Annotated in this window: 16 protein-coding genes; 2 read left to right on the forward strand and 14 right to left on the reverse strand. The window is 54.9% G+C overall.

Annotated features, from left to right (window positions below):
* The first annotated feature begins 51 nt into the window (after window positions 1–51).
* On the forward strand, window positions 52–258 hold the full coding sequence (locus tag EYR88_RS11575) for a hypothetical protein (protein ID WP_131089925.1): 207 nt from the start codon (window positions 52–54) through the stop codon (window positions 256–258).
* Between the two features lie 3 nt (window positions 259–261).
* Here the strand turns inward: EYR88_RS11575 and EYR88_RS11580 are convergent, their stop codons facing one another.
* The 13 genes from EYR88_RS11580 to EYR88_RS11640 all read right to left on the reverse strand — a co-directional run bounded on the left by EYR88_RS11580 (window position 262) and on the right by EYR88_RS11640 (window position 12,908).
* A complete protein-coding gene (locus EYR88_RS11580) occupies window positions 262–1,131 on the reverse strand; it encodes a regulatory protein RecX (RefSeq protein WP_131089926.1) in 870 nt (289 codons plus the stop codon).
* Window positions 1,131–2,183, reverse strand: coding sequence for a recombinase RecA (recA, locus tag EYR88_RS11585; RefSeq protein WP_131089927.1), 1,053 nt, complete (start codon window positions 2,181–2,183; stop codon window positions 1,131–1,133). The genes EYR88_RS11580 and recA overlap by 1 nt, the downstream gene beginning before the upstream one ends.
* A 240-nt stretch (window positions 2,184–2,423) precedes the next feature.
* A complete protein-coding gene (locus EYR88_RS11590) occupies window positions 2,424–2,648 on the reverse strand; it encodes a DUF3046 domain-containing protein (protein ID WP_131089928.1) in 225 nt (74 codons plus the stop codon).
* Between the two features lie 111 nt (window positions 2,649–2,759).
* Complete coding sequence (locus EYR88_RS11595; RefSeq protein ID WP_131089929.1) at window positions 2,760–3,173, reverse strand: helix-turn-helix transcriptional regulator; 414 nt, start codon at window positions 3,171–3,173, stop codon at window positions 2,760–2,762.
* Between the two features lie 193 nt (window positions 3,174–3,366).
* Window positions 3,367–3,852 (reverse strand): CinA family protein, encoded by a 486-nt coding sequence (locus EYR88_RS11600; RefSeq protein ID WP_131089930.1) that lies wholly within the window; start codon window positions 3,850–3,852, stop codon window positions 3,367–3,369.
* Window positions 3,853–3,863: 11 nt separating this feature from the next.
* Window positions 3,864–4,466, reverse strand: a complete 603-nt coding sequence (gene pgsA, locus EYR88_RS11605; RefSeq protein WP_131089931.1) for a CDP-diacylglycerol--glycerol-3-phosphate 3-phosphatidyltransferase — start codon at window positions 4,464–4,466, stop codon at window positions 3,864–3,866.
* 5 nt (window positions 4,467–4,471) lie between these two features.
* Entirely contained in the window at window positions 4,472–7,480 is a 3,009-nt protein-coding gene (locus tag EYR88_RS11610) for a DNA translocase FtsK (protein WP_131089932.1), read from the reverse strand.
* 107 nt (window positions 7,481–7,587) lie between these two features.
* On the reverse strand, window positions 7,588–8,076 hold the full coding sequence (locus EYR88_RS11615; RefSeq protein ID WP_131089933.1) for a hypothetical protein: 489 nt from the start codon (window positions 8,074–8,076) through the stop codon (window positions 7,588–7,590).
* A 90-nt stretch (window positions 8,077–8,166) separates the two neighbouring features.
* Window positions 8,167–9,567 carry a mycothione reductase gene (gene mtr, locus EYR88_RS11620; protein WP_131089934.1) on the reverse strand — a complete coding sequence of 467 codons (1,401 nt, stop codon included), beginning with the start codon at window positions 9,565–9,567 and terminating at the stop codon, window positions 8,167–8,169.
* Between the two features lie 203 nt (window positions 9,568–9,770).
* Complete coding sequence (locus EYR88_RS11625) at window positions 9,771–10,673, reverse strand: ABC transporter substrate-binding protein (protein WP_131089935.1); 903 nt, start codon at window positions 10,671–10,673, stop codon at window positions 9,771–9,773.
* Window positions 10,670–11,401: an ABC transporter permease gene (locus EYR88_RS11630; protein WP_131089936.1), complete on the reverse strand. Its 732-nt coding sequence runs from the start codon at window positions 11,399–11,401 to the stop codon at window positions 10,670–10,672. The genes EYR88_RS11625 and EYR88_RS11630 overlap by 4 nt, the downstream gene beginning before the upstream one ends.
* Complete coding sequence (locus EYR88_RS11635; protein ID WP_131089937.1) at window positions 11,398–12,084, reverse strand: ABC transporter permease; 687 nt, start codon at window positions 12,082–12,084, stop codon at window positions 11,398–11,400. Before EYR88_RS11635 ends, EYR88_RS11630 begins: the two co-directional genes overlap by 4 nt.
* Window positions 12,084–12,908, reverse strand: a complete 825-nt coding sequence (locus tag EYR88_RS11640; protein ID WP_131089938.1) for an ATP-binding cassette domain-containing protein — start codon at window positions 12,906–12,908, stop codon at window positions 12,084–12,086. Before EYR88_RS11640 ends, EYR88_RS11635 begins: the two co-directional genes overlap by 1 nt.
* A 172-nt stretch (window positions 12,909–13,080) precedes the next feature.
* Between EYR88_RS11640 and EYR88_RS11645 the strand changes: the two genes are divergently transcribed.
* A complete protein-coding gene (locus tag EYR88_RS11645; protein ID WP_131089939.1) occupies window positions 13,081–13,452 on the forward strand; it encodes a hypothetical protein in 372 nt (123 codons plus the stop codon).
* A 77-nt stretch (window positions 13,453–13,529) separates the two neighbouring features.
* On the opposite strand, the gene EYR88_RS11650 is transcribed toward EYR88_RS11645, so the two are convergent.
* A complete protein-coding gene (locus EYR88_RS11650; protein WP_131089940.1) occupies window positions 13,530–15,236 on the reverse strand; it encodes a ribonuclease J in 1,707 nt (568 codons plus the stop codon).
* Window positions 15,237–15,248: the final 12 nt, after the last annotated feature.

The following is a 15,248-nucleotide window of genomic DNA, read 5'->3' on the forward strand; positions in this document are numbered from 1 at the left end:
ACTCCACCGCGGCCAAATCTCTCGCGGGGCATGAAAAAATTTCATTGGTGGATGGCTTCGCTAACGGCTCTACTCGTGCTGGTCGTACCGATTACGATCGGTGTCATCCCGCCGATCGATTACAAAACAGATAAATTGCTCTTTAATATTGGGCTGATCTCGGTGCTTGTTGGCGTGTGCGTCATAAGCATCTGGGTCTTCCAGAGCGTGGATGATTGGATCTTCCGGTTGAGCAGGCATTCCAAACGGCGAGAGTGACCGCTAGATCTCAGATCCGAAGCGCTCTTCCCATTCTTCGCGAGCAACTTTAAAGGCCATACCGCCGTTGTAACCTTTACGCCCGAGCATTCCTACCAACCGGCGCAGCGACCTATCTCGATCTACCCCCATCGATTCTGGGCGTAGTTTGGCACGGACAAGTTCACGAGCTCGCTGTTCCTCAGCCTCGTCGTCAATTTGTTCGAGCGCCTCGGCCGCAAGTTCATCGTCCACGCCTTTAGAACGTAGCTCGTGTTTGATGGCTCCGCGGGCAAGTCCGCGTGAACGGGCACGAGTGACTACCCAGGACTTGGCGAATCGTTGGTCATCAACCAAATTGATCTCTGCATAGCGCTCGATGACTTCATCAGCGATCTCTTCTGGGCATTCCTTGTCCAGCAGTTTATCTTTGAGCTGCTTGGCAGTCTTGTCACCAGCCGTTAGTTGGCGAAGCAAGATACCGCGAGCTTTTTCTCGCCACTGATCATCGCTAAGCTCTTCGGGTTCTCCCGATTCACGAGCTGCCTTACGCGCTGCACGCGTCTCGCGTCGTTCTTTTTTTGAAGGTATTGCTGGCGCAGGTGTTACCGGTGCCGCAACGATGCGTTGCATGGCTTCGCGAATTTCGTCGATGCTCTCAGGTTTTTTGTCATCCTCCTGAGGCAAAGGCGCAATAATGACAGGCTTTTGCTCTGTGCTAGCTCGCGGCTCATTGGCTTTGGCAGCAAGCTTCGATTGGATTTCTTCCGGATCAGGCTTGGCCCAGTCTGGCATGTCCTCAAAGTCACCCTGAAACTCTTTGGAAACGGACGTAGCGTCCGACCCGGATTTGTATCCGGGTCGGACGCTACGTCGTTGGAAGCTTGAGCTCACTACTTGTCGCCCTCGACAACTCGCAGTTCTGTCTCGTCTTCTTCAGCTTCGTCCTTAGGTATGACGCCAAGCTTCTGCAAGATCTGACGTTCTAGTTCATCAGACAGATCTGGGTTATCGCGCAGGAAGCGACGAGCGTTTTCCTTACCCTGTCCCAGCTGGTCTCCGTCATAGGTGAACCAAGCACCGGACTTCTTGACCAGGTTGTGCTCTACACCCATGTCGATGAGGGAGCCTTCACGCGAGATTCCGTGACCGTAAAGGATATCGAATTCTGCTTGCTTGAAAGGAGGAGCCATCTTGTTTTTGACAACCTTGCAACGAGTGCGGTTACCAACTGGGTTGGTGCCCTCTTTCAAGGTTTCAATTCGACGGATATCAATACGAACCGAAGCGTAGAACTTCAGTGCCTTACCGCCGGTGGTGGTTTCTGGGCTGCCGAAGAAGACACCGATCTTTTCACGCAACTGGTTGATGAAGACTGCAGTGGTCTTCGAGTGCGAGAGGCGGCCGGTGATCTTACGCAGTGCCTGCGACATCAGACGAGCCTGAAGGCCAACGTGGCTGTCGCCCATTTCGCCTTCAATTTCTGCACGGGGAACCAAGGCGGCAACGGAGTCAATGACGATGATGTCTAGTGCGCCTGAGCCCACGAGCATATCCATGATTTCCAATGCTTGCTCACCGGTATCTGGCTGAGAAACAAGCAGGGCGTCGGTGTCCACACCGAGCTTCTTGGCGTATTCAGGATCCAAAGCGTGCTCAGCATCGATGAATGCTGCAACGCCGCCGGCCCGCTGCGCACTGGCTACAGCATGCAAGGCAACGGTGGTCTTACCCGAGGATTCTGGACCATAGATCTCCACCACGCGACCGCGTGGCAGGCCGCCAATTCCCAGAGCGACGTCCAATGCGACCGAACCGGTAGGAATTACTTCAATTGGTGCACGGGTTTCATCGCCCAAACGCATGACCGAGCCCTTGCCATAGGCCTTGTCGATTTGTCCGAGGACAGCTTCTAGAGCCTTTTCTCGATCATTATTTGCTGCCATGGTTCACCTTTGCTCGTGCAAGCCTCTAGCGACCTGCTCATGATTTATGTCCTGCTGTAGACAGTATGCTCGTCCACCGACACTTTGGACTCGGATAGCCCTCAAGTGTGGACAATCTCAGTGCGTAAGTTTTTGTTGCAGTTTCCTGCGTTGCTTCTAGGATAAGCATATCCGAACAGATGTTCGAAATTCAACACAGGGTTTTCGAAGGATCGAAAATAGAATTTTCGAATTTTCCTCCTAGGACTCCTTGGGTTCGATGTCGATACCAAGCCAGCGTTCCGCCGGAACGTCCTGGGCCAGACACAATGCTTCCCAGACCTGCTTAGGCTTGATCCCTTTGTCTATTGCCTCAGACGCCGTCAGGCTGTCCAACTCGGTCAGTGCCATGGAGTCGGCCAATACATGCGAGTACCGCTGGCCGAACTCGGCTTCCATATTGCGCCAGAAATCGCTGATTTTCACCTAGTTATTCTCCCATGACATAGGCAAGGAGCCCACGCAATACACGTGGACTCCTTGCGTGGCTCCGGTAACCCGATTACTGAGCTGCGGCAACCAAAAGACTTGTTGAATTTAGACCGAAGCCAATGGCTTGCCGGTGCTCTTGTCGGCGAATTCGTTCGCCATGTCCATTGGCACGGTATCTGGGATAGCAATACCCTCGGCTAGGGCTACGCGTTCAGAAACTTCGCGCAACATCAGGGACAGTGGAATTTCTAGTGCCACGCAGATCGAGGAAAGCAGCTCAGAAGAGGCTTCCTTCTGACCGCGCTCAACTTCGGAAAGATATCCGAGGGATACGCGGGCGCTATGCGAAACCTCGCGAAGCGTACGACCCTGGCGTTGACGGACGTCACGCAGAACATCGCCGATTTCATGACGGAGTACTACCATTTTGTGCTCCTCCTTCTCGGGCTGGACCGTATGGGCTTCTCCCATATCGCGCCAACGGACAACACCATTGACAGTAAAGGGTTGCTTGACCATAAATTTAGCCTTTGCTCCTAGGTCCATCTCGAAGATCTGTTCAATACGGGGCCAACCTTGCGACCCTGTAATTCGTACAACGGTGGGTCATACGATTTTGTTCCCTAAACTCAGCCTAATCGGAAAAATGCGACGCGTGCCACATAAAAGGCGATTTTTGCTAAATATCTCGGGAGAAATAGTATTGCGTGTCTTACTGTGAAGAAGCTTTATCTAACATGGCAGCCATCTGGTGGATGGCCGCTTGAGTGCTTTGCTCTCGAATCTGCGAGCGATCCCCCACAAAGTGGTGCTCCTTAGTCCCGGACTCAGCACCCCATGCCCATCCGATAAAGACCGTGCCTACCGGCTTCCCATCGTGAGCCTCTGGCCCGGCGACGCCCGTGGCCGAGATAGCCAGCTGCGCACCGCATGCGCGCAACGCACCCACGGCCATTTGGCGTGCAACTTCAGGATCCACTGAGCCGTTGCTCTGCAGCAAGGATGCATCCACGTTCAGTAGCTCGCGCTTGACGTCCGAGGAATAGCTAACAACTCCCCCACGCAAGACTGCGGAAGCTCCGGGCACTTCGGCCAAGCGCGCCGCGATCATCCCCGCGGTCAACGACTCCGCAGTGGCCAGCTGTACGCCTTGTTCGATCGCGGCAGCAATCACCGCGGGTGCCTGTGCCTTGAGCATGATCCGGCGCCTTACTTCTGCTTCTTAGCGGCAGCAACAAGCTGCCCGGCCTTGATGATGTACTCGACGCCAGTCACCACGGTGACCGCCAGGGTCAGTAGCATCAGGTACCAAGCCACGGTGTGCAACCAGGCAATCTCTTGAGTCCACGGCAACAGGTACAGTCCGATAACCACGGACTGCAATACGGTCTTGATCTTGCCGCCCATATTGGCCGCGATCACCCCGTAACGGATCACCACAACGCGCAGTAGGGTGATGCCCCACTCACGAACCAGGATCACGATGGTGACCCACCAAGGCAGCTCCGCCAAGATCGAGAAGCTAACCAACGCTGCACCGGTCAGTAGCTTGTCCGCGATCGGATCAGCGATCTTGCCGAAGTTGGTTATCAACCCACGACTACGGGCCAGATCCCCGTCGAGCTTGTCGGTGTACATAGCCAGCACAAACAGCACCAGAGCAACCCAGCGCCACAGGCCTTGCTCGGAGTCATCGGCCAGCAGTGCCCACACAAAGAAGGGCACCATGATAATGCGGATGGTGGTGAGCACGTTGGCGATGTTCAGCGTCGGTACCGGTGGCTGGGCGCCTGGGCCAGCTTGCTCGCTCATGGGTATTAGTTTCTTCCTGTCAGGTCCCAGGCGTCTTCGCCAGGTTCGTCGGAGCCGTCAAAGTAGTCCACGGCTTGCTCTCGATCATCAAGGTCCTTGGCCACCAGATCCTCGGCGTATTCCGCCACCGGATCAGCGTGGTTTACGTTGGCCTCCTGGACCAAGGCAGCCTCGCTGGCCGACATGGTCGTGTTGGCTGGATCATCGCCGCGCATAGCGGCAAGGACCATCGGCAAGTCATCGGGCTGGATGAGTACATCGCGGGCCTTGGAGCCTTCAGAAGGACCAACCACGCCGCGCGATTCCATCAAGTCCATGAGCCGTCCGGCCTTGGCAAAACCAACACGCAACTTACGCTGCAACATCGAGGTGGAACCAAACTGGCTGGTCACTACAAGCTCGGTGGCTTGCAGCAATAGATCCAGATCGTCTCCGATGTCCTCATCGATCTGCTTCTTCTTCTCGGCGACCGGAATCACGTCTTCACGGTATTCAGGTGAAAGCTGGGTCTTGACGTGTTCAACCACGCGCTGAATTTCAGATTCGGTCACCCAAGCACCCTGCACACGCATCGGCTTGGAAGATCCCATAGGCAGGAACAGGGCGTCACCTTGACCAAGCAACTTTTCGGCACCTGGCTGGTCCAAGACCACGCGGGAGTCGGTGACCGAGGAGGTTGCAAAGGCCATGCGCGAAGGTACGTTGGCCTTGATCAGACCAGTCACCACATCCACCGATGGACGCTGGGTAGCGAGCACCAGGTGGATACCAGCAGCACGTGCCAGCTGGGTGATACGCACGATGGACTCTTCCACATCGCGTGGAGCGACCATCATCAAGTCTGCGAGCTCGTCAACAATCACCAAAAGGTAAGGGTAGGGCTTAAGCACTCGCTTGGAACCTTCGGGCGGGTGAACCTTGCCAGCCTTAACTGCCTTATTGAAGTCGTCGATGTGCTTAAAGCCGAAGTTGGCCAAGTCGTCGTAGCGGGTGTCCATTTCACGCACCACCCAGCCCAAGGCTTCGGCAGCCTTTTTCGGGTTGGTGATGATCGGGGTGATCAGGTGAGGCACACCCTCATAGGCGGTAAGTTCCACGCGCTTAGGGTCAACCATCACCATGCGCACCTCATCAGGGGTGGCGCGCATCAGGATGGAGGTGATCATCGAATTCACAAACGAAGACTTACCTGCACCGGTAGCACCTGCCACCAAAAGGTGAGGCATCTTGGCGAGATTCGCTACAACAAAGCCGCCTTCAACGTCCTTGCCCACGCCCATCACCATTGGGTGTTCGGTCTTGCGCGCATTGTTGCTGCGCAGCACATCACCGAGGGCGACAACTTCCTTGTCGGTATTCGGGATCTCGATACCGATAGCGGATTTGCCCGGGATCGGAGAAAGGATACGAACGTCAGAGGAAGCAACGGCGTAGGAGATGTTCTTGGCCAGCGCGGTGACCTTTTCCACCTTGGTGCCCGGGGAAAGTTCGATCTCGTAGCGGGTGACCGTAGGTCCGCGGGAGAAGCCGGTGACCTGAGCATCAACCTTGAACTGCTGCAAGGTATTAGTCAGTGCATCAACTACTACCTGGTTGGCTTCGGACGCTTCCTTGGCCGGCGGGCCGGCAGGCAGGTAGTGGTCCTCTGGCAAGGTGTATGTGACATCCCCGGAGAGCTGCAGTTGTTCGCTGCGTGCAGGGATCGGTGACTGCGGGCCGGCGGAAAGGCCAGCGGCGCGCGAGGACACCTGATCCATGGCGGAAGTGGTAGCTTCCGGCTCAGCGTTTAAGCCGATATTGGCCATGATCTCGGCCATTTCGCTTTCGGCCTTGGTCGGGCGCTTCACCCCAGGTGGTGGGCCAGCTGGCTTGGGAATCGACGTTTCGGCAATGGCCTGAGTCGCAGCTTCAGAAGCGTCTTCTGCTTCATCGTCAAAGGTTGGACGAGCGATAGCCTGAGTGGCCGCTTCATCGGCATCAAAGATCTTGCCCGAGTTGCGCTGAGCTACAGGCAATGAGGTGGTTGATGCTTCCGAGACATCAGCAGGATCGATCACTGCCTTGTCGTAGGCGACATCACCTGGACGGTCCGTACTCTCGCTACCGTGACCATCTACGTCGTAAACCTCGGTCACCTGGCGGGCCGCAGCAGCACGGCGTTCAAAGAAGCCAGGCTTCTTCTTTTTTGGAGCTGGCGTCTGGGCCTCTTCATCTGGGTAGAGGTAGGACTGGTCGTGGTCCTCGCGCGTTGAGTCAAGCTCAGGGACAGCCGCCTGACGTGCCGGACGAGTAGCGTTCGGGTCTTGGCCCAGCAAACGGTTGTAACCACCGCGGATCCGTTCAGGGATCTGGGTGAAGGGTGTTGCGGTGACAATCAGAATGGACATAAACGCCAAGAAGATGAACACTGCCATGGCCCCTGGCACGGTGATCAGCATGCCCAGTGGCGTACCCAAAATGGAGCCAACCATACCGCCGGCGTTCCACAAAAGTTCAAAGTCATCCGAGACTGAAGGAGAGCCCTTAGCCAACGATGCAATGGATGAACCGGAAAGGGTCATGATCAGCAGGCCAATACCAATACGGTTGTTGGCGGTCACTGCTTCTGGGTAGCGGAACAGTCGGAAGGCACCGACGAACAAAATCACTGGCAATAAGACTGCCATGAAGCCCAGGGTGCCACCGGCAACGGCATGCACACCTTGACCGAACCATCCTGATTCTCGCAGGCCCCACCATTCGATGATCGCTACGGTGACCGCGATGAGGGCAAGGAAGAGCCCGGTTCCGTCACGGCGAAGTTCGTAGTCAGGGTTCACCGTTCCACCGATACGGCGGAATGCGCCACCAAAGATCCGAGCGATCCCCATCCAGACGCTGCGCAGGGCGCGTAAGGGTAGGGCGAGTTCCTGTTCCGGATTCTCGGGTGTTTTCTTGGAGGGCGAAGTACCGGACGCTTTGGGTTTGCGCGTCGTCGGCTTCTTCGTCCCCTGAGACTGAGTACGTGGGGCCATAGTTCTAGAGTATCGCCAATGGCTGTATGCACCCCGAATTTACACGTCTGCTCGGGGTTTGGCAGGGGCTAGAGAAGGATCACGTACCTAGTCTTCGCCCGAGCGCTCTAAGCCCTCTGGCTACGCGAGTGGTTCAGGTTCAATCCGGCGACGATCACAAAACCAACAGCAAAACAGACAAGCAAGAATCCCAGTGCAGTCAACGTAGACGGCCACGGATCCTGCGCGTTGATTCCTAGACCAATAATCAATACTGCTGGCAGAACCCCTGCGACTACGGCGCCGAAGCCCGCAGCCACTGATTGTGTAGCCGAGGTATCTGACGCGCACTTCACGGCGTGGATCTCGATGGCCACATACATCGCGGAACAGCACAGTACTCCCATGACTATTCCGCTCAACGCTGCAATTAGAACCCATAGCCAGATGCCGCCACTGATCCAAGCCCAAAGGCCACTGCTGGAAATCTCGTCCACTGCAAATGATCCGAACATCGCAGAAAAAGCTACTATGCCAAGGACCATGCCCACCGCGCCAGAGATCATGAACATTGTTTTGGTCATGTCGGACACTGGCGCAGCGGTCATCTGGTTCATGGCTTCAGTCTAGGTTGCTCAGGTGGCGTTCACTAGTAGTTTTATTGATTTGTTCGTAACGATTTTGACACCGTTGCCGCGCTTGCTGAGCTAGGAAAAGTCCAACCCGAGCAATGCGTTTTCGGTGACTTCCGGCAATGCTGGATGGATCCAATATTGATTGCTTGCTACTTCACGTACGTCTAGGTCAAAAGCCATGACCGTGATCATCTGCTGGATTAACGATGAGGCTTGCGGCCCCATGTAGTGAGCACCCAACAGCTTTCCGGTGTGCTTGTCAGCAATGAGCTTGGCGATGCCGGTTTTGTCTTCCATGGCCCAGCCGTACGCGACATCACCATACTTCTGCACCTTGACGGTCACCTCGTGCCCTGCCTCGCGGGCTTCTTCTTCGGTCATGCCAACATAGGCAATTTGCGGGTGCGTAAAGACCGCCGCCGGGACGTGCTCGTGTGGCATTTTCTTCAGCGCGTCAGGGTTGAGCAAGTTATGACGTACCGCGCGCATTTCAGCATTGGCAACATGCTTGAGCATGTATGGCGAGGAGATATCCCCCAGCGCCCAGATGCCTTCGGCCGAAGTGGAGCGACCATATTCGTCTACGCTGATGCGCCCATCTTTAGCGTCAATGCCGGCTGATTCCAGATCCAGCTGGTCACCGTTAGGAGTGCGACCTGTTGCCACAAGTAGTACTTCCCCGCTCACTGTGGATCCATCATCCATTTCCACCGTTACTTCTGAGTCCCCTTGGCTCACGCCGGTGATGTTTCGCCCCATACGCACGTCATAGCGTTTCGCAGCCAATTCATTAAAGGATTCGCGAAGCTCGGTATCGAGGTGGCGCAGTAACTGCGAGCGCGCGATGATGCTGACCTTGGTGCCTAGCGCTTCAAAGACGTGAGCGAACTCCATGGCAATGTATCCGCCACCAACGATCACGATGGATTTTGGTTGCTGCGCTAGGCGCATGATGTCTTCATTGGTGTGGAAATGCACGCCTGATTCGGCAATCACTTCGGGAATCACCGGACGTGATCCAGCGGCCAAGACTATCTGGTCCGCGCTGATCGTTTTGGTTTCTGATCCTTGCCCTGTTCGCAAAGTACGCTCGGATACAAAACGTGCATGCTGATCATAGACGTCGATATTTGGAGTCTTATCTCCGCGTCGATACTCTTCCCCACCCTTGGCGATGAGATCAATCCGCTGATCAAATACCCGGTCAACAATGCTTGACCAGTCGACGGAATTCACTTGGGAGTCAACCCCTAAACGCGATGACTCCCTTGTTTCCAAAGCAGTATCAGCTGCGTAGACGTACATCTTGGTGGGAATGCAACCAACGTTGAGGCAGGTACCTCCGAACGCACCCTTTTCGATGACGGCAATTGATTTGTCATCAAATTCGGGTCCAGGAATTGAATTACCCGAGCCGGTGCCAAGGATGATCAGGTCGTAGTGCTTGTCTACCTTTACTGCTTCGGATGTCATCTTGCTTGGTCCCTTTCGCGGCGACTGATTGAACAGGTAACTGAACAGGGTGGCGTTCACTACCTATCGGGAGGCTATCACTTTGCTGAAGACCTCTGGGTATCTGGATTGTGCGTTAAAACACGTCAACGGTCATCCTTGAGGATTTACTCCCGTAAAGATGACCGTTGAAGTGAACAGTAAATAAGTTAGCGCTTTAGGACCTAAAGACCTTGGTCAGACAACCAAGATTTTGCAATGTCCGCAGCTGACTTCTTATCAACGGTGCTCTGCACGTTCAGGTCAATAAGCTCTTCAGCGGTGAGCTTCTTGCTCACTGGATCCAAGACCTTCCCAAGCTCTTCAGACTGATCCGCCGTAACGACAGGAACAACGTTCGAGGCAAGGAAGAGGGACTTAGGATCTTCAAGTACCACTAGGTCTTCGGTCTTGATGCGAGGATCCGCGGTAAATACGTTAGCCACGTTCACGGTGCCAGCCACAAGATCTTCAACCGTCGTATCACCAGTGGCAGAGAAATCAGTCTTCACTCCGTAAGTGCTTTCCAATCCCTTCGGGCCGTAAGGACGTTCGGCAAGCTCTGGTGGACCACCAAGAGTCAATTCATCTTTGACCTTTGCCAAGTCCTCGATGCTTTTCAGATTATTGTCGTCGGCAAATTTGCGGGTGACGGTGTAGGAGTCCTGGTCCGAGGCTTCCGCTTCATCCAAAACAGCCAACGAGTCAGGCAGCTGGCCTTCTAGTTCCTTGTACACATCCGCAGATGAGCGAGACTTAGTATCTTCCTTGAAGAACTGCAGCAGGTTACCGGTGTACTCAGGGAACACGTTGATGCTGCCGTTTTCGAGCTGCGGCATGTATGCGTCGCGCTGGCCAATGTTGAACTTTCGTTCAACTTCAAGCCCAGAATTCTCCAGAGCCTGCGCGTAGATCTCCGCGACGATTTCATTGGAATAGTAAGCCTGTGAACCTACAACGATTTTCTCGGAGCCACTGTTTTCCGAGCCACTCTGCGTGGCCAATGGATCCGAGCTAGAGCAACCAGCCAAGGTTAGTGCTCCAGCTGTGATTACTGCAGCAACGCGTGATGCCTGCTTTATTCTCATGTCAGTTCTTTCTCTTGTGCGAGTGAAGATTTCGAATCTTGAGTTCTAACTTTTCTCTGCTTTGATCCTAGTGCGCGAGGCACTGCCGCTTTCTGTCCCATGGCAAGGAGCATGTCGAGCAGCAAGGCCACCACGGCTACAAGCAGAGCGCCACCGAGAACCATGTCGAAGCGACGCAGATTCAGCCCGGTAATAATCGGCAAGCCGAGACCGCCAAGGTTTACATACGCTGCGATGGTTACCGTAGCGACTACCTGCAACACTGCTGCTCGAATACCGCCAACTAATAGTGAGAGCCCAAGAGGTATCTCAACTTTGAACAAAATTTGCCATTCAGTCATTCCCATAGCTCGGGCCGCGTCGATGGTTTTCCGGTCAATCGCTTCGAAACCTGTATAGGCTCCGGCCAGTAATGACGGAATAGCCAATACGACAAATGCTAGGACAGCCGCTTCTGGTTTGTGGGTGACGCCCAAAAGCAACACCAGCAATATCAACAATCCAAAAGACGGTACCGCACGGGCAATACCAGCTGCCCCCACCGCGATCTCTCGTCCCTTACCGGTATGCCCGATGGCCCAGCCGACAGGAATCGCGATAGCCCCGGCAATCACGACCGAGATGAAGGTGAACAGCAGATGCTGTCCCAGTAGTACGGCCAGCCCATCTTTGCCTTCCCATTGTTCTGGGGCGACCAGCCACTTGAATGCGTCAGATAGTAGGTTCATGAGGCCACCGCTGCAGTAGCCTGAGCTTGTACCGAACGGCTTCGCCGGTTATCTGTTCTGCTCCATGGCATGAGCCAACGGCCGATCAGCATCAACAGTAGATCAACAACCAAAGCAATCAGCGCCACCGCCAATAGGCCGGCAAATACCTCAACGATGATGCGTCGCTGCAAACCATTGGTGAACAAGTAGCCCAGGTTTGTCACGCCTACCAGGATGCCCACCGTGGCCAGCGAAATCGTGCTCACTGCAGTGACCCGAAGTCCCGCCAGAATCACTGGACCAGCTAGTGGCAGGTCAACAGCGAAGAATCGGCGGGTTGTTCCGTACCCCATTGCGGTAGCTGCCGAACGAGCTGCGGGGTCAACAGAGTTTAGACCGTCAACAACACCACGAACCATGATGGCCACAGCATAAAGGCTCAAAGCTACGATCAGGTTGGCTTCGCTAATCGCGCTCATTCCGGTAATCACCGGAAGAATCATCAACAACGCGAGCGAACGAATCGTGTAAAGCAGGCCAGTCAGGGTCACCAACGGTCCGCCAACGAGTTTGTATCGCCACGCCACCCAACCCAAGGGAAGGGAGAGCACAAATCCGATGACAATGGCGATCAAGGACTGTCGCAAGTGCTCTATCGACAGTGAACTTATCAGTTGAAAATTCTCAGAAATCCAACTCATTACCGCGGCCCGTCTTCAACGAGTCGGCCCTGAGTTCGGCCCTGCGAATCCACCAGTACCGGGCCTTGTGGTGTTTGTTTGACGCTCATGGCGCGAGCGCCACGGTCTGTCCCAATGAAGGAAGAGACAAAATCATTGGCTGGATTTTCGATGATTTCGCTCGGGCTACCTACCTGAAGCTTTTGGGCACCCGCAGCAAGGATGACCACTTGGTCCCCCAGCAAAAACGCTTCGTCGATATCGTGGGTGACAAAAACGATGGTTTTGTCGAGTTCCTTTTGTAGCCGCAATAGTTCGCTTTGCAGTTCGGAGCGCACGATGGGATCTACTGCGCCAAAGGGCTCATCCATCAGCAAAATATTTGGGTCCGAAGCCAAGCCTCGGGCTACACCGACACGTTGTTGCTGGCCACCGGAGAGCTGGTGCGGGTACCGATCTGCCATTGAAGTAGGCAAGCCCACGGTCTCCATCAATTCCAACGCTCTGCGGCGTGAGTCCCTACGCGATTGCCCCATTAGACGTGGAACGGTGGCGATATTATCGGCCACGGTGAAATGCGGAAGTAATCCTGAGTTCTGCATAACGTAGCCAATACTGCGGCGAAGCTCCACTGCATTTTTAGTGGAAATGTCTTCCCCATCGATTCGCACCGTTCCGGAGCTTGGGTCCACCATCCGGTTGATCATTCGTAGCAAAGTAGTCTTGCCACAACCGGAAGAACCAACAAAAACTGTGGAACTGTGTGCAGGAATCTGCAGGTTGAAATCCTTGACTGCCGTCGTACCATCCGGGTAGTGCTTGGATATGTTCTCGAATTCAATCATGTGCCGACTCCTATAGATGGCTTTGAAGATAATTCTGCCTCAAAGGACCTCGAAGAACACTGGTACGGCACGGATCTTTCTGCGTTACTGCTGATTCTCTCGATCAATGCCAAATAATGCTCTAGTCACCAGTAGGATTTAGACGGATTCTTCACCGATTATAAGGATCCTCATGAAGCTTCGAACCTTTGCCTGGCTCAGCGCTCCACTACTAGTCACAGCGGTAGCGCTGGCTTCCCCAGCTTCGGCTAGCCAGACGCCAGCTGACAGCTCACCGCAGTGGGGTTCGGTGGTGGTCATGGAAGTTGGTACCGGAAAAGTACTCCAGCGGTTGGAAGCGCCCGAGACCACATCGGTGATCATGATGGAAGTGCACACAGGCAAGGTGCTGGATCAGGTGGATTGCACTAACTGGCCCGAGGCTACCGGTTCAAAATTCCGCGCTGGCAAAGTTGTTGAATCGTCGCCCGCAATGATTGCAACACCCGAGTCCCTCTCGCCGTCATTTACCTCAACCCCGAACAGGCTGTTGGGCTGGAACTAAACAATTGCTCAAAAACGACTAATGCCCCAAAACCACGCAACGGTGGTTTTGGGGTATTAGTTTTCTAGTCACAAAGCTTAGGCTTCGAGCACTACCGGAACGATCATTGGGCGTCGGCGTAGCTTGCGCGAGACCCACGAGCCGATGACACGACGGGTGATCTGCTGTAGCTGGTGTGTGGAGTGGTTCGGGTTATTCGACACCGCTTCCACAATGGCAGCTGCAATCTTTGGCTTGATTTCGTTGAAGACTGAGTCTTCTTCAGCCACACCGCGAGCGTGAATGTCTGGGCCGGAAATGATGGTGCCATTCTGGCGGTTGATCACGGTGATCACCGAGATGAAACCTTCTTCACCCAGGGTGACGCGATCCTTGAGGTCATCATCGGTGATGGTGCCAACCTTTGAACCGTCAACATAGACGTAGCCACATTCAACCTGTCCAACCAGCTGAGCGACGCCGTCCTTCATGTCGATGACCGAGCCATCTTCAGCCAGCAAGACGTTCTCTTCTGGAACGCCGGACTGCGCAGCCAAACGGCCATTGGCAATCAGGTGGCGAGTTTCGCCGTGGACCGGAAGCACGTTCTTTGGACGCAGGATGTTGTAGCAGTACAGCAACTCGCCCGCCGAAGCGTGACCGGAAACGTGAACCTTAGCCATGCCCTTGTGGATGACCTCGGCGCCAAGACGCATCAGACCATTGATCACACGGAAGACCGAGTTCTCGTTACCTGGGATCAGGCTGGAAGCCAGGATCACAGTATCGCCTGGGTTGATCTGAACCTTGTGCTCACCGTTGGCCATACGCGACAGCGCAGCCATTGGCTCGCCCTGCGAACCGGTAGACATCAGCACGACCTTGTGGTCTGGCAGCGAATCGATCTGTTTAAGATCAACCAGCACACCCTGCGGGATATCTAGGTAGCCAAGACGTTCGGCGATGCCCATGTTGCGAACCATCGAGCGGCCGATGAAGGCCACCTTGCGACCGTGCATTGCTGCCGCATCCAATACCTGCTGCACGCGGTGAACGTGCGAGGAGAAGGAAGCAACAATGATGCGGCGACGTGCCCGTGCGAACTTGGCTTCAAGCACTGGGCCAATTTCGCGCTCTGCCACGGTGAAGCCTGGAACTTCAGCGTTGGTGGAGTCAGGCAGGAACAAGTCCACGCCTTCCTCACCCAAACGGGCGAAGTGGCGAAGGTCAGTGATGCGACCATCTAGTGGCAGCTGATCCATCTTGAAGTCACCAGTGTGCAGCACGGTACCGGCTTCGGTACGCAGGAACACTGCCAGCGCATCTGGAATCGAGTGGTTCACAGCGACAAATTCACATTCGAAGTTGCCGATCTGCGCGACCTCGCCTTCCACCACAATGTTGGTGTTGGCCTTGATCCGGTGTTCAGCCAGTTTTGCTTCAACGAAGGCCAAGGTCAGCTTCGACCCATATACTGGAATATCTTCGCGCAGACGCAACAGGTATGGAACAGCACCAATGTGATCCTCGTGGCCGTGGGTGAGCACTACGCCCACCACGTCAGCCAAGCGGTTCTTGATGTACGAGAAGTCCGGCAGGATCAAATCCACGCCAGGTTGGTGTTCTTCTGGGAACAGCACACCGCAGTCGATGATCAACAGTTTCCCGTTGAGCTCGAATACAGTCATGTTTCGGCCGACTTCGCCCAAACCGCCGAGGGGAACAATTCGCATTGTTCCCTTCTTCAGCCTGGCTGGAGTCTGCAAACGTGCAGAATCAGCCTTACCTACTGAACTCTCAGTCATGTGTAGTTAGTC

This window comes from Arthrobacter sp. S41, assembly GCF_004320535.1.
In the GTDB taxonomy this organism is placed as follows: Bacteria; Actinomycetota; Actinomycetes; order Actinomycetales; family Micrococcaceae; genus Glutamicibacter.